Source organism: Bacillus sp. FSL W7-1354, from assembly GCF_038002405.1.
In the GTDB taxonomy this organism is placed as follows: Bacteria; Bacillota; Bacilli; order Bacillales; family Bacillaceae; genus Bacillus; species Bacillus paralicheniformis.
In genome coordinates this window covers 272235-290315 of sequence record NZ_JBBOCL010000001.1, presented here as the reverse complement: position 1 = coordinate 290315, position 18081 = coordinate 272235, and the positions used below count along the sequence as shown (strand labels likewise).

At 50.0% G+C, this 18081-nt stretch carries 12 protein-coding genes; 4 read left to right on the top strand and 8 right to left on the bottom strand.

Annotation, left to right across the window (positions count from 1 at the left end; all coding sequences use genetic code 11):
- The first annotated feature begins 58 nt into the window (after positions 1–58).
- Positions 59–1888, top strand: a complete 1830-nt coding sequence (locus MKZ04_RS01475; RefSeq protein WP_341045119.1) for a bifunctional homocysteine S-methyltransferase/methylenetetrahydrofolate reductase — start codon at positions 59–61, stop codon at positions 1886–1888.
- Positions 1881–5297 carry a methionine synthase gene (gene metH, locus MKZ04_RS01470; RefSeq protein ID WP_341045118.1) on the top strand — a complete coding sequence of 1139 codons (3417 nt, stop codon included), beginning with the start codon at positions 1881–1883 and terminating at the stop codon, positions 5295–5297. The genes MKZ04_RS01475 and metH overlap by 8 nt, the downstream gene beginning before the upstream one ends.
- Positions 5298–5370: 73 nt before the next feature.
- Here metH and MKZ04_RS01465 read toward each other — a convergent pair whose 3' ends face one another.
- A complete protein-coding gene (locus tag MKZ04_RS01465) occupies positions 5371–6333 on the bottom strand; it encodes a helix-turn-helix transcriptional regulator (protein ID WP_026579913.1) in 963 nt (320 codons plus the stop codon).
- Positions 6334–6445: 112 nt separating this feature from the next.
- On the opposite strand from MKZ04_RS01465, the gene MKZ04_RS01460 reads away from it, so the two are divergent.
- Together MKZ04_RS01460 and MKZ04_RS01455 are read left to right on the top strand one after the other, a co-directional pair.
- The gene (locus MKZ04_RS01460; protein WP_095290001.1) at positions 6446–7279 is read left to right on the top strand and encodes a dehydrogenase/reductase SDR family member 1; all 834 of its coding nucleotides are present in this window, start codon (positions 6446–6448) and stop codon (positions 7277–7279) included.
- 174 nt (positions 7280–7453) lie between these two features.
- Positions 7454–7894 (top strand): GNAT family N-acetyltransferase, encoded by a 441-nt coding sequence (locus MKZ04_RS01455; protein ID WP_020450903.1) that lies wholly within the window; start codon positions 7454–7456, stop codon positions 7892–7894.
- A 42-nt stretch (positions 7895–7936) separates the two neighbouring features.
- Here MKZ04_RS01455 and MKZ04_RS01450 read toward each other — a convergent pair whose 3' ends face one another.
- From MKZ04_RS01450 to MKZ04_RS01420, 7 genes are all read right to left on the bottom strand, one after another.
- Positions 7937–9751, bottom strand: a complete 1815-nt coding sequence (locus MKZ04_RS01450) for an IucA/IucC family protein (RefSeq protein ID WP_105979068.1) — start codon at positions 9749–9751, stop codon at positions 7937–7939.
- A gap of 16 nt (positions 9752–9767) precedes the next feature.
- Positions 9768–11111, bottom strand: coding sequence for a lysine N(6)-hydroxylase/L-ornithine N(5)-oxygenase family protein (locus MKZ04_RS01445; protein ID WP_341045116.1), 1344 nt, complete (start codon positions 11109–11111; stop codon positions 9768–9770).
- The gene (locus MKZ04_RS01440; RefSeq protein WP_020450900.1) at positions 11086–11640 is read right to left on the bottom strand and encodes a GNAT family N-acetyltransferase; all 555 of its coding nucleotides are present in this window, start codon (positions 11638–11640) and stop codon (positions 11086–11088) included. Before MKZ04_RS01440 ends, MKZ04_RS01445 begins: the two co-directional genes overlap by 26 nt.
- The gene (locus MKZ04_RS01435) at positions 11637–13400 is read right to left on the bottom strand and encodes an IucA/IucC family protein (protein WP_341045114.1); all 1764 of its coding nucleotides are present in this window, start codon (positions 13398–13400) and stop codon (positions 11637–11639) included. Before MKZ04_RS01435 ends, MKZ04_RS01440 begins: the two co-directional genes overlap by 4 nt.
- The gene (locus tag MKZ04_RS01430) at positions 13397–14908 is read right to left on the bottom strand and encodes a pyridoxal phosphate-dependent decarboxylase family protein (RefSeq protein ID WP_341045113.1); all 1512 of its coding nucleotides are present in this window, start codon (positions 14906–14908) and stop codon (positions 13397–13399) included. Before MKZ04_RS01430 ends, MKZ04_RS01435 begins: the two co-directional genes overlap by 4 nt.
- Positions 14892–16238, bottom strand: a complete 1347-nt coding sequence (locus MKZ04_RS01425; protein WP_023856628.1) for an aspartate aminotransferase family protein — start codon at positions 16236–16238, stop codon at positions 14892–14894. Before MKZ04_RS01425 ends, MKZ04_RS01430 begins: the two co-directional genes overlap by 17 nt.
- Before the next feature lie 285 nt (positions 16239–16523).
- On the bottom strand, positions 16524–17996 hold the full coding sequence (locus MKZ04_RS01420; protein WP_103749105.1) for an aminotransferase-like domain-containing protein: 1473 nt from the start codon (positions 17994–17996) through the stop codon (positions 16524–16526).
- Positions 17997–18081: the final 85 nt, after the last annotated feature.

Here is an 18081-nt window from a genome sequence, read left to right as displayed (position 1 = left end):
AGTCTTCTGCTTCACAGAAGACTTTTTTGTTTATCAAAAATGCTTAAGGGGGAAAACGATGGGTTTTTTGGAGGATATAAAAAGCAAAACGTTAATCGCGGACGGCGCAATGGGCACACTTCTGTATTCCTATGGGATCGACAGGTGTTTTGAGGAACTGAACATCTCCAAGCCCGAAGAAGTGAGACGCGTCCACGAAGCGTATGTACAGGCCGGCGCCGATATCATTCAAACGAACACGTACGGCGCAAACTTCATCAAGCTGTCCAGATACGGGCTCGAAGACGAAACAAAACAAATCAACGAAAAAGCGGTCCGTCTCGCCCGCTCCGCCGCCGGTTCTGCTTATGTTCTCGGTACGCTCGGCGGAATCCGGACGTTCAACAAAAACTCGTATTCTCTCGAGGACATTAAAAGAAGCTTCCGCGAACAGCTCTATCTTCTGTTAAATGAGCAGCCGGACGGACTTCTGCTCGAAACCTATTATGATTTAGAAGAAGCGCGCGAAGTTTTAAAGATTGCCAGAAAGGAAACAGAGCTGCCGATCATTTTGAATGTCTCAATGCACGAAGAGGGCGTTCTTCAGGACGGAACCCCGCTTGCGGACGGTCTGAAGCAGCTGGCATCCCTCGGCGCAGACGTCGTTGGCATCAACTGCCGCCTCGGCCCTTATCATATGATCAGAGCGCTTGAAGAAGTCCCGCTTTTAGAAGACGCCTATCTTTCCGTCTATCCGAACAGCAGCCTCCCGTCCCTTGTCGAAGGCAGGCTTGTTTATGAGACAGATGATGAATATTTCAGGGAAAGCGCGGAGGAATTCCGCAATCAAGGCGCACGGATCATCGGCGGCTGCTGCGGAACCACGCCGAACCACATCAGGGCGATGGCTGAGGCGGTCAAAGGGCTTCCTCCAGTCACCGAAAAACACGTGAAAATCAGAAAGAAAGCGGCGCTTGCTGTTCAAAACGAAAGGACAGAGCCCGTTCTCGACGATCTGGCCAAGCAAAAACGGTCCATTATCGTCGAACTCGATCCTCCAAAACAATTAAACTTTGAGAAATTTTTGCACGCCGCTAAAGAGCTTCAATCAGCCGGAATCGATGCACTGACATTGGCGGACAACTCGCTTGCCACACCGAGGATCAGCAATGTCGCCTGCGGCGCGCTCTTAAAACAGCGCCTCGATATGAGGTCGCTGATCCATATTACATGCAGAGACCGCAACCTGATCGGCCTGCAGTCCCATCTAATGGGGCTCGATACACTGGGGCTGTCAGACGTGCTGGCGATTACCGGCGATCCGTCGAAAATCGGCGACTTTCCGGGAGCGACTTCCGTCTATGATCTGACATCGTTCGATTTGATCAGCCTGATCAAACAGTTTAACGAAGGCTTGTCATATTCAGGTAAACCGCTCGGCAAGAAAACAAATTTCTCAGTGGCGGCCGCCTTCAATCCGAATGTCAGACACATTGACAAAGCGGTGAAACGGCTTGAGAAAAAAATCGCCTGCGGCGCAGACTATTTCATTTCCCAGCCTGTCTATTCAGAGGAGCAGCTCATCAAAATCCACGAAGAAACAAAGCATCTTGAAACACCGATCTATATCGGCGTCATGCCGCTGACCAGCAGCCGCAACGCGGAATTCATCCACAACGAAATCCCCGGCATCAAACTGTCCGATTCAATCCGCGAAAAGATGGCGCTGGCGGGAAATGACAAACAAAAACAGGCCGAGGAAGGGCTCGCGATCGCCCGCTCCCTGCTTGATACGGCGTGCGACCTGTTCAACGGCATTTATCTGATCACACCGTTTTTGCGGTCTGATTTAACCGCCGAACTGACGGCATATATCCACCAGAAAGAAAAGGAGAAAACAAATGTCTAACATCAATGACCAGCTGAAGAAAAAAATCCTCGTCCTTGACGGTGCGATGGGAACGATGATCCAGAATGCCGGTTTGTCCGCCGCTGACTTCGGCGGCGAGGCCTATGAAGGGTGCAATGAATTTCTAAGCATCACGGCACCTCATATCATTCAGGGCATCCACGAAGCCTATCTAGCCGCTAAAGCCGATATCATCGAAACCAATACATTCGGAGCCACACGGCTCGTTCTGGACGAGTACGACCTCGGGCAGCGCGCCTATGAAGTCAACCTCGCTTCAGTCAAACTCGCCAAAGCCGCCGCCGAAAAGTTTTCCACACCTGAATGGCCAAGGTTTGTCGCCGGCGCGATGGGTCCGACGACAAAAACCCTTTCCGTCACCGGCGGCACGACCTTTGACGAGCTGATCGATAATTACGAGGAACAGGCAAGAGCGCTGATCACAGGGGGAGCCGACCTCTTGCTGCTCGAAACGAGCCAGGATATGCTGAACGTTAAAGCGGGCTTTATCGGTATCAGACAAGCCTTCGAAAAAACCAGCAAAACCCTTCCCCTCATGGTATCAGGCACGATCGAACCGATGGGCACGACACTGGCCGGCCAGGATATCGAATCGTTCTATATCTCACTCGAGCATATGAAGCCAGTCAGCGTCGGTTTAAATTGCGCGACGGGCCCGGAATTTATGACAGATCACATCAGAACCCTTTCTTCCCTTGCGAGGACGGCCGTCAGCTGCTATCCGAATGCCGGCCTCCCCGATGAGGAGGGACAATACCATGAATCACCGCAATCGCTCGCGAAAAAAATCAAGGCGTTTGCAGAAGAAGGCTGGCTGAACATTGTCGGCGGCTGCTGCGGAACGACGCCCGCCCATATTGAAGCGCTGGCCGATGAAGTAGCCTCGCTGCCGCCGCGGACGGTCCCTTCGGAAAAAAAGCCGCACACCGTCTCAGGGATCGACGGACTAATTTATGAAGAAACGATGCGTCCCCTTTTTGTCGGGGAGCGGACAAATGTCATCGGATCGAGAAAATTCAAGCGGCTGATCGCTGAACAGAAATTTGAGGAAGCATCCGAAATCGCGAGAGCCCAAGTGAAAAACGGCGCCCATGTCATCGACATCTGCCTTGCAGACCCGGACCGCGATGAAGCGGAAGATATGGAAGGCTTCTTAACAGAAGCGATGAAAAAAGTAAAAGCCCCGTTTGTCATCGACTCGACGGACAAAACGGTGATTGAAAAGGCGCTGAAATACTCACAGGGAAAAGCGATCATCAATTCGATCAACCTTGAAGACGGCGAAGAACGGTTCGCTGACATCCTCCCGCTCGTCAAACAGTTCGGAGGGGCACTCGTCGTCGGCACGATCGATGAAGAGGGAATGGCGGTCACCGCGGAAAAGAAGCTGGCCGTCGCCGTCAGGTCGCATCAGCTGCTCACCGAAAAGTACGGAATACCGGCCAGCGATATCATCTTCGATCCGCTCGTCTTCCCTGTCGGAACAGGTGATGAACAATACATCGGCTCAGCTAAAGAAACGATCGAAGGCATCCGCCTCATCAAAGAGCGGCTCCCTGAATGTTTAACGATTCTCGGCGTCAGCAACGTCTCATTCGGTCTTCCGCCCGTCGGCCGGGAAATCTTAAATGCTGTATTCTTGTACCACGCAACACAGGCCGGGCTTGATTACGCGATCGTCAATACGGAAAAGCTTGAGCGGTTCGCTTCCATTCCTAAAGAAGAAGTCGAAATGGCTGAAAAACTTCTGTTTCACACTGATGACAAAACGCTCGCATCCTTCACTGACTTCTACCGCGGAAAGAAAAAAACGGACAAACAGCCGAAAACATCTCTTTCCCTGGAAGAGCGCTTGGCTGAGTACGTCATCGAGGGTACAAAAGAAGGCTTGATTCCCGATCTCGAACAAGCGTTGAAAAAATTTGCCGCCCCGCTCGACGTGATCAACGGTCCGCTTATGGATGGCATGGCGGAGGTCGGACGGCTGTTTAACAACAATGAGCTGATTGTCGCTGAAGTGCTGCAGTCGGCAGAAGTCATGAAAGCTGCCGTTTCCTTTCTCGAACAGTATATGGAAAAGAAAGACGACAGCGGCAAAGGAAAGATCGTTTTGGCAACCGTTAAAGGCGATGTCCATGATATCGGCAAAAACTTAGTCGACATCATTTTAAGCAACAACGGCTACAAGGTTGTCGATCTTGGGATTAAAGTGACACCGCAGGAATTAATTGAAGCGGTCCGCAAAGAGAATCCCGATATCATCGGTCTGTCCGGCCTGCTCGTCAAATCGGCGCAGCAAATGGTCGTTACAGCGCAGGACCTCGACAAAGCGGATATTTCCATCCCGATTATGGTCGGCGGAGCCGCGCTTTCAAGAAAGTTCACGAGCATGAAAATTTCGCCTGAATATAAAGGGCCGGTTTTATACGCGAAGGACGCCATGGACGGCTTATCGCTCGCCAATCAGCTGCGGACGGACCCGTCGCAGTTTCTCGAGAAAAAAGAAGCCGCTGCACCCGCCGCCGTCGCGGAGAAAAAGCAGACGAAAGCCGTGATTGAAATGCTTGAAAAACGGGCGCACGTTCCACAGGCGCCGGTCTTTCAGCCGGAAGACTTGAAGCGGCACTATTTGAAAAACATCGACCTTTCCTATATCGTGCCGTATGTCAATGAACAAATGCTGCTCGGCCATCACCTCGGCTTGAAAGGAAAAGTCAAAAAACTCCTGGCTGAACAGCATCCGAAAGCACTGGAGCTGAAAGAGCTGATTGACGAGCTGCTGAGAGACGGGAAAGAGCACGGCTGGTTCGACCCCGCGGTCGTCTATCAATTTTTCCCCGCGTACAGCGACGGGGATTCGCTCCATATTTTAGACCCCGGGAACAAAGACAGCATCCTTGAAACGTTTGTTTTTCCTAGGCAGGAAAAGCTTCCGTACCGCTGTATTTCCGATTATGTCCGACCGAAAGGAGAGCTCGATTATGTCTCGTTCTTTGCCGTGACAGCGGGCAGACATGTAAGAGCAGCCGCAAACCGCTTTAAGGAGGAAGGCGACTACTTGAAAAGTCATGCGGTACAAGCGCTTGCTCTTGAGCTGGCCGAAGGACTCGCCGAACGGACGCACCAGGTTATCCGCGACCGCTGGGGCTTCCCTGATGCACCAGACTTCACGATGGAACAGCGTTTTCAGGCGAAATACCAGGGACAGCGCTACTCCTTCGGATATCCGGCCTGTCCGAATCTCGAAGATCAGGAAAAACTCTTCAGACTCATCCAGCCCGAAGGAATCGGCGTTCATTTAACAGATGGCTTTATGATGGAGCCCGAAGCTTCCGTATCAGCGATCGTTGTCTCCCATCCGGAAGCCAGATATTTCAATGTTCATTAACCCGAAGACCCTGCTTGCCGTTTGCGGCCTGCAGGGTTCATTTTGTATGGACGTAACATATGCCGCGAATACTTCAGGATTTATAATGAGCAACAATGGATTCAGCCATGTTGAGTATCTTCCCGTGCAGTTCTTTAGGTTCAATAATCCTTATGTGCTCTGCGAACCCGAGTATATACCTTTTCGCTTCTTCTTCCGTATCAAAAGATAATGTAACGGGGATCCACCCCTCCTGATCGACCTCATTTGTTTCGATGATCCGCACAAAATAATTGGTAAACGACAGCCTCGGCAAGATGTCCTGCGCCGCCTTCACCCGCACTTCATACGTCGGCAGCCTTTCGATAAATTCCTTTGTTGAAGACTGCCATACGTGAGCAATATCAAAGTTTTCGGGCCTTTCAAATGTTTCGCGGACAGGAGTGGCAGAATGAATCCGTGAAGCCCTGTAATTTCGAATCTCCCCATTTTCTTTAGATGCAATCAGATACCAGTTTGACCCTTTAGCTACCAGTCCAAGCGGTGCTACAATTCGATCAGCTGTTTGTCCATCTGCCCGCTGATAAACGATTTTTAATTTTTGATCTTTCCATATGGCATCTTTCAGCACTTCAAAGGATGCTGCTTTTTCTTTCTTATGGCGCCATGCACGGGTATCAATATATATTCGGTTCCACACGTCTTTTGCGTTTTGACGATATACCGAAGGCAGCGAGGCTATCAGTTTATTTCGGGCTTCTTCGGATATGCGGGTTAATCCGAGATCGTCCAGCAATTGTTCAGAAAGCGGGACAAATAATGCGCGTATTTCAGATTCTTTTAAACCGGTTAAAGTGGTTTGGTAATCATCAAGCAATGACCAGCCTCCGTTAATCCCGCGCTCGGCCACAACGGGAATTCCAGCTCCGCTTAACGCTTCCATATCTCTGTAAATCGTCCGCTCCGAGACTTCCAGCCTTTCCGCTAATTCTTTCGCCGTCATTTGTCCCTGCGCCTGAAGCATTAAAAGAATAGATATCAGTCGATCTCCTCTCATATGACCACCTTTTTTTATCAATGGATGAACTTATTTAATAAAATATGACAATGGTTGTCAAGATTCAGCTTTTATAATGAGCATATCTTTTATAATGAAAGGAATGGGATGAATGAAACCGCTGAAAGGAAAAACCGCTCTCGTAACAGGCGGAAGCAGAGGCGCCGGCCGCGCCATCGCTGTCGAACTTGGAAAAGCCGGTGCAACCGTGTATATGACAGGCCGCAGCATCAGGGGGGCTTCCACGAATCAATGGCCCGGTACAATTGATGACACCGTGTCACAAATTGAAGCTTCCGGCGGAAAGGGTATTGCTGTAAGATGTGATCATACGAACGATTCAGAAACAGAGGCTGTCATCGCTAAAATTCGCGAAGAACAAGGAAAACTGGATATCTTGATCAACAATGTATGGGGTGCGCACGATCTGGGTGTCGAGGCAAAGCCTTTTTGGGAATTGTCATTAAAAAATTGGGATACGATGTTCACCGCAGGGGTGCGCGCCCAGCTGGCGACGAACCACTTCGCCGTGCCGCTCCTTCGCGAAAATAAACAAGCTCTTATCATTCATACGACCTTTTGGGATGAGAACAAATACACCGGACAGTTTTATTACGATTTGGCCAAGAACGCCATCGTCCGGATGGCGTACGGTCTTTCATTGGAATTAAAACGGGACAACATTGCCGTTCTTGCCGTTTCGCCGGGATTTATGAGAACCGAACTTGTGCTGAAGTACCATGAATCAGATGAGGCGGATTGGCAGGAGTCAGAAGATTTAAGGAAAACCGAAACGCCTTATTATGTCGGACGCGGAATCACAGCATTGGCCAAAGATCCGGATGTGATGGAGAAAAGCGGACGTGCGTTAAGAGTTGGTGATTTAGCCAAAGAATATCAGTTTACAGATGTGGACGGACGGTATATTCCGCCATTTACGATATAGGGATTAGGGATCGCCTCTCGGGGGAAATGATTCTTTAAAGGCAGATCAGGTGAAGGTGTTTATCCTGCTTTGATCGTTTCCGCCAACGTTATATAATGGAATGACAGTCATGATTTATAGCAGCACGCGGAATTTCGTTCGTCCAATCTGAACTGCAACTGAAGGAGGAATCATATGATTGAAGTCAAACCTATAAACGCGGAAGATACGTATGAGATCAGGCACCGCATTCTCCGGCCGAATCAGCCGCTGGAAGCATGCAAGTATGAAACCGATTTGCTCGGGGGCACGTTTCACCTCGGCGGATATTATCGGGACAGGCTGATCAGCATCGCCTCCTTTCATCAAGCCGAACATTCAGAGCTTGAAGGCCAAAAACAGTATCAGCTGAGAGGGATGGCGACACTTGAAGGGTACCGCGAGCAAAAAGCGGGCAGTACGCTTATCCGCCATGCCGAAGAGCTTCTTCGGAAAAAAGGCGCAGACCTTTTATGGTGCAACGCCAGGACATCTGTGAGCGGGTACTATAAAAAGCTCGGCTTCAGCGAACAAGGCGGGGTCTACGATATACCGCCGATCGGACCTCATATTTTGATGTATAAGAAATTGACATAAAAAACCCCCGCCGGAAGCGGGGCATTCTCTGCCGCATGAGCATTAAAGCTTTGCGGCCTCTTTTTTAAATTGCGCAAGCGCGTTTGTCACTTTTCCGAATTCGGAGGCATGCGGGCGGTCATCTCCGTCCTTATAGCCGTAGTCGACCATCCGGTTTCTGTTGAGGCAGAGCTTCGTCAATTCCGGCTTGAATAAGTCGAACAATTCGAAGCGCTCATGCAGTTCAGGGAATCTCTGCTGATATTCCAAAATCGCATCAGCCAAAGCTTTCCACAGGCGCTTTTCAGGAAGCAGACCGTCATTTTCCAAAATGTTGGCCACATAGCGCAAATGGCAAATGAAAAGCCCTGTAAAGATAAACTGCACAAGCCCTTCCGGAGGCTCGCTTCTGAGAACGACTTTTAAATCTTCTGTCAAACCGCTCAGTTCAGGCAGCGGCTGGTCGCTGATATTGACGTCATCTACAAAATCTTTAATCGCCAGCCTGTTCGGCTGATAATCTTTTAAGACGAGAATCGTATTTTGTCCGTGCGGCGAAAATACGGTTCCGTAGCGGTACATGAAATGCAGAAGCGGCGGCATCACGGTGTTAAACAGCTTTCCGATCCACTCCTCCGCTGACAGCTCCGACTTTTCGATCAGGCGCCTGATAAACGGCACGCCGCCTTGATCAATGTATGTTAAAGAAGCGAGCGTAACAGGCTGCTCTCCATCTTCCAAATACGTATAAATGCTTTCTCTGAAAATAGCGCCGAGCATTTCCAAATATTGATACGGGGCTTTTTCAAGAGCATGATAGTATTGGTGATCAACGTTCAGACTGGCATTTTCGCCCGGCAGGATCACCCTGCATTCATCTTTTAGAAATGCGTCGTTTTCGGCGATCCCTTTAATATGCTCAGTAATTCTCGGCGCGATCACCGTCCGCTCCGACGGCAGTCCTCTGTATACAAGCGTATTTAAAATGCTCATCGGCAGTTTAATATGATGCTTGTGTTTGTTTGTGATGTTTGTAAAGGTCCTGATCGACTGCTGCGGCAGGTACTCGTCTCCGCCTTCCCCTAAAGGAATGATCGCTTTTGAAGCAATTTCTTCCGGAAACTGCTGAATGATCGTATTTGTCCACTGCCATTTGTGGACGGGCAGATAATAATAGTCTTCACTGGCTGCGTCCTGCTTTTCTATCACTTTAGCGAACTGCCTTAAAGTCAGCTCATCAAGCTCTTTATGAATCAGCGTTTCATAATCGAGTCCTTCAACTGAGTGGAATGACGCGGTCTCTTTGTGTACAGCGATCCACAGCAGCCGTTCGGCTCTCTGATTTTCCGGTGCAAACCGGAGGTAGTCATCATAGCCAAAACCGATTCTTCCTTTGTTGTAGACGATCCACGGATGGCCTGTCATCTCGCCTTCAATGACGGCATAATCGGCTTCGGTCAGCTCGTCAGCCGTAAGCGCATCCTTTGCCAAAAGATGAGCATCCGCCAGCATCGTATGGTTGAACTCTTTGATCAAATGCCCCGCTGTTTCCGGACTCATCGGGATATGCGGCTGGATATCGAGGAGAAATTCAATCGCGCTCACTTGTTTTGTCCATTGTCCGCTCTTGAAGACTTCAATCGTCTCCGGCATCGCGTCAAAACTGTCAAACATGCGGGGTTTGGCGGCAAACCGGTACACCTTATCCTCCGCCGTTCTCAGCTCATACCGGTTGATGCCGTCTTCAGTTTCAATGAAATCGGGCTTGATGATATCCTCATACATATACTCAGAAAGCATCTTCGCCAGTAATCGCCGATTGACTTCTGTCCACCTGTCCGGATTGAGGACCCTCTTTAATTCATCTTGAAACAACATGAAAATGCCTCCTTTATTAGCCGTTTGGCACCGCGGTTTTTTCGGTGATTCCTGTTCCGAATGTCTGGAAAACCGTTTTGTGGCTGACGTTGTATACTTCTCTCCCGGCTAGCTGATTGATGATCACCGAGTTCCGGTAAGCGCCGAGTCCCAGGTCAGGCGCTCCGACGCCGTGCGTGTGCAGCTCTCCGTTTTGAACGAAAATATGGTTTTTTGATGTTGCAGCTGTCACCAGTCTATAGTCGCGCGTAATGACATAGCGGCCGCCCGCGTCCTTTTCAATCAGGCTGTCAACAGGTGCCAGACACTCCGGCAGCCTCTCTTTATAGCCCGTCGCCAGGACGACCACATCTGCCTGCCGCTCAAACCGTTCTTCATTCACCCGGTTTGCGCAGTGCAGAATCAGCGTTTCTCCATGCTGTTCGATCTGCTTGACTTCTGTCATGGACTGAAGATCAAAAGCCGCTTCCCGCCCTCCGCAGGTCCGCTCATACAGAAGATGATAAATATCGCTGATCGTCTTCGCGCTGATTCCTTTATAAAGGAGATCCTGCTGCGTTAGCAATTCATCTTTTTTCCACTGTGGAAGCTGATAGAAAAAATCGATATAATCAGGTGAAAAATATTCGAGCCCGAGGTTCGAATATTCCATCGGGAAGAAGCCTTTTGAGCGGGTGAGCCAGCTGACATGCTCCGCTTCATCTTCACCGACGAGGTCATAAAACACCTCGGCTGCGCTTTGACCGGAGCCGACGACGGCCACCCTTTTCCCTTTAAATCCGTCGGGCTTTCTCATTAAATACTCAGCTGAATGGAACACCGAGCATCCCAAAGCGTCTGAGAGCGTTTCGGGAACGTGCGGGCCCGTCCCAATGCCAAGCGCAACATGCCTCGTGTAATAAACGGCTTCCCCGCCGTTTTCCCGATTCACGACCCGCACTTTAAAAAGCGCCTCCGGATTCGATTCAATGAGCGATATGCTTTCAACATTCATCCCGAAGCGGCACGAGTCAAGCTGTTCTGCCACCCAGCGGCAGTAGTGGTTGTATTCCTTTCTCGGAATATGAAAGTCTTCCAGAAAATAAAAAGAATACAGACGGTTATGCTGCTGGAGATAGTTTAAAAAGCTGTATTCGCTTGTCACATCGGCCATGCTCACCAAGTCGGCCAAAAACGGCACCTGCAGTGTCGTCCCTTCAATCAGCATGCCGGGATGCCAGTTAAAGCTTTCATTTCGTTCAAAAAACAGCGCATTAATCTCAGGCACGGAATCGGCTAATGCGGCAAGACCGAGGTTAAACGGCCCGATGCCGACGCCGATGACATCATATACATCAGTGGCTCTCTTTGTAGAGTTCATCTTTTTTCCCCTTTTCAAAAAAACGTTCTCTTTCGCAAAACATCAATAATCCGGTTTTATCAGGGAGATTCACAGGTTTAATCGGGCGAAACCCGCATTTTTCAAAAACATGAATCATTTTTTTGTTGCGGATATCCGGCTCTGCGATGACCTTTTTTGTGTTAGGCTCGGCAAATTGCATACAGACCATCGCTTTTAAAAGCGGAAGAGCCAGCCCTTTTCCCAAGTACTCTTTTTCTCCGATCAACAGGTGGATGCCCTGGTCAAAAGGTTCATTATCATAGTGGTGTTCAATGACGTCCCCCTTGACCCAGTACGACTCCCAGTAGCTCATGGGCACACCGTCGATAGAGCCGATGTACAGCGTTTGGTGGGGGTCTGTGATGGCCTTGTGAAAATGGTCTTCAAATTTTGCAAACGGCATGTTTAAATGCCAAAACGGGATGACGTGCTCCTCCTGCATCCAGCGATAGACGAGCGATACGTCTCTTGCATAGTCCGCTTTTTGAAATGTGATCCGGTCATTCATTGGACGGCCGCCGCCTCCTTTAACAGCGGATTGCCGACAGACGTATAACGAGACTGGGTTTCAAGCGAGCCCGTCAGCTCATCCATGTCGTAAAATCTCGTCAGCAGATTGGCCTTGCACGGAAGCTCCGAAAACCGAAGCAGGCTGTCCGTCAACTCAGTGATGCCGTAAATGTGTTCCGCTTTTTCAAGCCGCTCTCTGATCATGGACAGGAGCGTTTCTTCCCGGATCAGCCCTTCGCAGCCAAACCCGTTCACCAGCCCAAACAGATGGTTGAAGAAGAAATAATAGCGCAGTCTCTCAACAGCCACGCCGTCCGTGCAGATCGTCTCGCTCCTTTCGCTCAAGTCTTCGATCAGCTTGGAAAGAATCCCGGCTTTTGATTCGCTGTAGTAATAGCCTTGATTATCCCTGTAGTAAAACGTCTCCGGATAGCCGTTTTTTAAGCGGATAACGGCGTTTTGCTGGTGCGCTTCAATCGCCAGCCCGTATGTTTCAAACAGCCATAAAACAGGCTCTAGCGAAATGGATAAATATTTGTCAAACCAATCAATGCTCACTTCTTCCGTTGTCCGCCCTTCTTTTAACGCCAGCCCGCGGATCACAGAGGACAGCCGTGACTCTTTCCCGAAGGCGTGATCTTGGCAAAGCCCGGCGACCAGACATGCAGAACGGTCGTCTTCATAAAACGGATTCTCCCTGATCACGACTTCAAAGCCGGACTCCCCGTTCTCCCCCCGAATCGAGATGTAGGCAGGATCTGTGATAACGCGAAAGCCCGGAAACTCCTGTTTTAACCTTTGACCGAGTTCTGTCTGAAGCAGCCGGGCCATTTCAACACCTCTGTCCAATTCTTTCTGCTTGTTCACACGAAGCGAATTCGTGATTTTGATCGGGACTGAGAATTTGTACATATAGCGCGAGTGCTTGCTGTAAACCGTGCGGACGGAGGATGTCGCCGTGAACGTCCTGCCCTTTGCACCGAGATATGTAAGGAGACCTTGATCGATCAATTTTTGAACATACGGCTCCTCCAGCAAAGATCTCGCCTGGAGCGGGTGTGCGGGAAGAAGCGCAAAATCCGGATCGGCCGTTTGCTCGTCTAGCCACGCATTATCAATCATCGGGTCGTTTCTCAATTCCTCTTGTATGACTAGCGGCGCTTTTGTTCCTGTACTTGAATCGTGCAGAACGAGCGAAGCATGCGCCTTAAAGTAATGAAGCTGAAACTCCCCTTTCAATTCAGGTGAGAAAATGTTTTCCTCTTCAGGTTTCATGCCCTGCCTGCTTTTTGGCGTCGGGTGCATCAGATGACCGAGCAAGAGCGACTGCTCCGCTTCGATAAACGTAAAATCAGCGCGGCTAAGCTCATTTTGATCACCGGCCCGTTCTTCCACATAACGGCTGATATTGCGGCAGCTCAAAATGACTCTGAGCATGAATTCATCCTCGGCACCCCCGCGGTTTTGCTGAAGAAGCAATTCTTTTGAAGCGAGGGAGACGAGCGTGACATAGTCGAGCGGAAGCGGCTTGTTTTGGGTTGTTTGATAGTAAAGCGGAAATGAGAAAAGGTGCCTTCCCGTCTTCGACCAGTACTTGATCGGAACGATCAGCTCGATTTGCTGGCGTTTTAGCGGAACAATCAGCGTTTTTTGAGAGCCGTCCGCGATCTCACGGGTTTTGATGCCGGTTTCACGCAAATAGCAATTTAAAAAACTTTGAATCGTAGCGTTTTCTGCTATTTCTTTAAATGAACTCATCTTGTTATCCTCCTGCTATTCGTATAAAGACTTGCCAGCTCTTGAATCCTGCCGAGAATGTCGTCAAGATCCGAAAGCGTCGTCCGCGGATTCAGCAGCGTGAATTTTAAATACGTTTTCCCGGCTGCTGCCGTCTTGGCGATCACCGCCTGTCCCGTTCTGAACAATTCTCTGTGGATACATTTATTCAAACGGTCGTTCTCCGCGTCGTCTTCTGAGGCGAGGCAGCGGAAGACGACAGCGTTCAGTTCAGGGTGCGGATTCAGCAGTTCGAGCCGATCGCTTGCGGAGATTTTTTCCGCTGCCGCTTCGGCCAATGCGAACGTCCAGTCAATCATCTCGGCGAATGTATCTTCTCCAAGCACACGCAGCGAGACAAACAGCTTTAAAGCGTCAAAGCGCCTCGTCGTCTGAATCGATTTATTGACGAGATGAACGATTCCCTCCGCTTCATCCTCTTCAGGATTTAAATAATCGGCATGATAACCAATCAAGCGGAAATGCCTTCTGTCTTTGACAAGAAAAGCGCCGCAGCTGACCGGCTGATAAAACTGCTTGTGGAAGTCGACGCTGATGGAGTCGGCCCTGTCGATACCGGCCAATTTATAGCGGCGGGTTCTGCTCAAAATCAACGCCCCTCCATACGCGGCATCAACGTGAAGCCAAAGCCCGCCGGCATGCGCGGCATCCGCAAGCTCGGAAAGCGGATCGATGCTTCCGAAGTCCGTCGTACCGCATGTGGCAACAATCGCAAATGGATGTAAGCCCGATTCCTCAAGCAGCGTTGTTTTTCGCTTTAAATCGTAAAGGCTCATCCGCTTTTCATCATCTGTATCGACGAGTACGACGGCGCGCTCTCCAAGTCCGAGCTGGGAAGCCGACTTTTTCACGGTAAAATGAGCATCCTTTGAACAGAGGATCCGCAGCCTGTCCGCTTCCGGCGGCAGTCCGTCCTTCTGTACGTTCCAGTTCCACTGCTTTTCACAGAAAGCATCGCGGGCCAACAGAAGTCCCGTGTAATTAGACTGTGTGCCTCCGCTCGTAAATGTTCCGTCAGCATTCTTTCCGTACTCGAACTTTCGGCAAAGCCACTGCACCATTTCTTCCTCGATCAATGAAGCCGCTCCGCTTTGATCAAACGAATCCATCGACTGATTCAGCACACTGATCAGCATCTCTGCAGCGAGTGCCGGGATGAGCGGCGGACAGTGCAAGTGTGCGGCGCATTTTGGATCTTCAACATGAATCCGGTGCGGCAAATAGGCTTCTTTTAGATCAGCGAGAACATCCGCAAGCGGTTCTCCCGCTTCCTTAAACGAAAACAAGTTTTTAATTTCGTGCTTTAATTCATTCGGCATCTTCCCGCTGTAGGGCTTCATTTTATTTTTCCAATCGGCCCACAGCGTCTCTACAGCGGCCTCGGCCGCGTCACGGTATGCTTTGATCCCCTGTTCGCCGTTGTGCATAAACAGGGAATCAAAGTTTTTCTGTTTACTTGACTGCTTCATAGACGGCCTCTCTGAAGATCGTGATGATATCGTCGATTTGCGCCTCTGTTACGATGAGCGGCGGCAAGAAGCGGATCACGCTTCCATGGCGTCCTCCCGTTTCAACGATCAGTCCTTTTTCAAAGCATTTTCTTTGAATCACGCTTGCAAGCTCCGCATCAGCCGGATAGCTGCCGTTTGTGTTTTGTTTTTTATGCGGTGCGACAATTTCGGCGCCGATCATCAGCCCCCGTCCCCGGACATCACCGATTTCAGGAACGTGTTCCTGAATGTCTTGCAATTCCTGCATGAGCTTCGTGCCGACTTTTTCTACATGTGACAGTACATCGTGCTCTTTTATATATTTTAACGTTGCACTTCCGGCCGCCATCGCCATCTGGTTCCCTCTGAATGTACCGATATGCGCCCCCGGTCCCCACTGATCAAGGTCTTGATCATAGATGACGACAGACAGAGGAAGACTTCCGCCGATCGCTTTTGAAAGGACGATGACATCCGGTATAATGCCGGCGTGCTCGAACGCAAACATTTTTCCGGTTCTGCCGATGCCGGTCTGCACTTCATCAATGATCAGAGGGATTCCGCGTTCTTTTGTGATCCTTCTCATTTCTTTTATCCATTCAGCCCGAGCCGGAACTGAGCCTCCTTCTCCTTGTACGGCTTCAAAGATCATCCCGGCCGGCTGTAAAATTCCGCTTTCCGGATCATCCAGCATATTTTCGATATATGCGCTCGACAGCTTGTGGCTCGCCTCTCCTCCTCTTCCAAACGGGCAGCGGTATTCATACGGATATGGCAGGAAATGCACATCAGGCATAAGTCCCTGGACATTTTCCTTTGGAGATAAATTACCGCTCAGCGCCATCGTTCCATGAGTTGCACCATGATAGGCACCGTGAAACGACAAGATGGTTCTTCTCCCCGTTGCCGTTTTGACAAGCTTGAGAGCGGCTTCGATCGCATCGCCGCCGGTCGGACCGCAAAACTGGATCTTCGCCCGTTTGGCAAACGCCTCAGGAAGGCTTGCAAATACTTCGCTGACAAACTCTTCTTTGATTTCGGAAGTGATATCAAGCGTGTGCAGCGGGCGTTTTTCATCAAGCATTTTTTGAATCGCTTCAATCACAACTGGATGATTATGACCAAGCGCAAGCGTCCCCGCTCCTGCCAGGCAGTCATAATATTGCTTTCCATCCGCATCAGTCACCAAGACGCCTTCCGCGGTTTGCATGGCGAGCGGAAATCTTCTCGGATATGAACGCGCATTAGACTCTCTTCTATTTTGCTGCTCCAAAAACACTTGATTTTTAGAACTCGTTTGTACAGGCATAGAAAGCATTCCTCCAATTGATAAAGATTATCATTTTCAATGACAAAAAAAGTGTATATTTTGTGACACCGGCATGTCAATAAGATTCAGAAAAATAGGGCGTTTCTCACAATGAGGCAACATGAAGATTTCCTCTACTGCAAATCCAGCTGCTAATATGAATCAATAGTTCCTTGAATGATATGTTAATGGAATTTTTTGGACTGTTTTTAAATAACCCGAGGCCTGAAATAAAAAGGAGCGGCTGCTGAACGTCGATTTTTCAGCAGCCGGTACAGCCGGGACTCACATGAGCTTCCCGGCGAGTTCTGCGATCGTTTGAATGCCGTAGCGAAGCTCTGGCAAAGAGGCGTACGAATAGGACAACCTGATGCTGTATTTAGCTTCTTTATCGTAGAGGGTGCCGGGATTGATGAGGATGTTTTTCTGTAATGCTTGTTCGAACAAAGCGCTGAGCGAGAGCGGCTTTAGAAATGTGACCCAAATGTAAAACCCGCCTGAAGGCTTTTCCCAGCGGGCGATTCCTCTGCAATAGGTCTCAAGACACCGGAGCGCCTCATCCCGCCTTCGTCTCAGTTCATCTTTGATCCAGCTGAGATTTTCATCATAAAGTCCGCTTGAAAGCCACTTTGCAGCCACCCATTGCGACAATGAACTTGAGCCGTAGTCAGTCTGCATTTTAATATCGGCCAGCCTCTCGATGACGGGCTCCGGGCCTGCGACCCAGCCGATGCGAAGGCCGGGGCTGACGGTTTTCGATAGTGTACTGACATAAAGAATGCTGCCTTCTCTGTCCATGGCCTTCAGCGGCGATGACGGCGGACCGTCAAGCCGCAAGTCGCCGTATGCGTCATCTTCAATAACCGGGAGCGACAGCCTTTTGCTCATTTGAATCAGCTCGCGCTTCCGGTTTTCCGACATCAGTTTGCCCGTCGGATTGTGAAATGACGGAATCGTGTACAGTAAATCGGCGCCATGCCGTTTTTTTACCGCCGGAATGACGGACGGGTCTAATCCCCCGCCATCCATTGGAAGCCCGCAAAGCCGCATGTCCATCGATTGAAAAACGTGCAGCGAGTATAGGTATGACGGCTTTTCCGCCAACACGACGGCTCTCCGCTTCAAAAGGCCGATCGATATGAGCTGCAGCGCTTGGAGCGCTCCGGAGACAATCAGAATCGAGTCGGCCGATACACGCACACCCTTCCGGACCAGATGCTCCGCCAGCACCTCTCTTGTATAGCGGCTTCCTTTCGCTTCCTCATACCCGAGCATCAGCCTATCAGACGGTGCGCGGCGAAGAATCTCTTCCATCTGTTGATAGGGCAGCAGTTCAGGCGCTAATTCACCTGTGCCGAGCCTGATGATCCCTTCTGTAAACTCCTGCCTGTTGATTTCCTGAACCGTCATTGAATTGGGACGGTGAATTCCCGAACGTACATAACTCGTCCAGTCAAGCGGCGGCCCCGCCGTCAATTGTGACCATGTTTGATTGGCCACCTTTGTGCCTCCGCCCCGGTTGCCTTCAAGAAATCCTTGGGCTGTCAGCTCGTCCAGAGCCGCGGTAACCGTGCTTCTATTCACTTGAAAGATAGATGCCAGCTTGCGTTGTGAAGGGATTTTCGTCCCGGCCGGCCATTCGCCCTGTAAAATCTTCTCTTTTATGATCTGTTCGATTTGCTGGTATAACGGAATGTCTGAATGTCTGTTCAGCTGTCTGTGCACTTCATGTTCAGCTCCTTTTTTAAAAGATAGCATTTGGCTGGGCAATTAGACCAGCCAAATGGCCGGAGACATTCCCCGCTTCTTACTCTACAATAAAACGGATGTTTTGAATGAAAGG

Excerpts from the sequence above, each read along its gene's own strand:
- MKZ04_RS01475 (WP_341045119.1), top strand. The coding sequence starts at position 59 with ATGGGTTTTTTGGAGGATATAAAAAGCAAAACGTTAATCGCGGACGGC.
- metH (WP_341045118.1), top strand. The coding sequence starts at position 1,881 with ATGTCTAACATCAATGACCAGCTGAAGAAAAAAATCCTCGTCCTTGAC.
- MKZ04_RS01465 (WP_026579913.1), bottom strand. The coding sequence starts at position 6,333 with ATGAGAGGAGATCGACTGATATCTATTCTTTTAATGCTTCAGGCGCAG.
- MKZ04_RS01460 (WP_095290001.1), top strand. The coding sequence starts at position 6,446 with ATGAAACCGCTGAAAGGAAAAACCGCTCTCGTAACAGGCGGAAGCAGA.
- MKZ04_RS01455 (WP_020450903.1), top strand. The coding sequence starts at position 7,454 with ATGATTGAAGTCAAACCTATAAACGCGGAAGATACGTATGAGATCAGG.
- MKZ04_RS01450 (WP_105979068.1), bottom strand. The coding sequence starts at position 9,751 with ATGTTGTTTCAAGATGAATTAAAGAGGGTCCTCAATCCGGACAGGTGG.
- MKZ04_RS01445 (WP_341045116.1), bottom strand. The coding sequence starts at position 11,111 with ATGAACTCTACAAAGAGAGCCACTGATGTATATGATGTCATCGGCGTC.
- MKZ04_RS01440 (WP_020450900.1), bottom strand. The coding sequence starts at position 11,640 with ATGAATGACCGGATCACATTTCAAAAAGCGGACTATGCAAGAGACGTA.
- MKZ04_RS01435 (WP_341045114.1), bottom strand. The coding sequence starts at position 13,400 with ATGAGTTCATTTAAAGAAATAGCAGAAAACGCTACGATTCAAAGTTTT.
- MKZ04_RS01430 (WP_341045113.1), bottom strand. The coding sequence starts at position 14,908 with ATGAAGCAGTCAAGTAAACAGAAAAACTTTGATTCCCTGTTTATGCAC.
- MKZ04_RS01425 (WP_023856628.1), bottom strand. The coding sequence starts at position 16,238 with ATGCCTGTACAAACGAGTTCTAAAAATCAAGTGTTTTTGGAGCAGCAA.
- MKZ04_RS01420 (WP_103749105.1), bottom strand. The coding sequence starts at position 17,996 with ATGCTATCTTTTAAAAAAGGAGCTGAACATGAAGTGCACAGACAGCTG.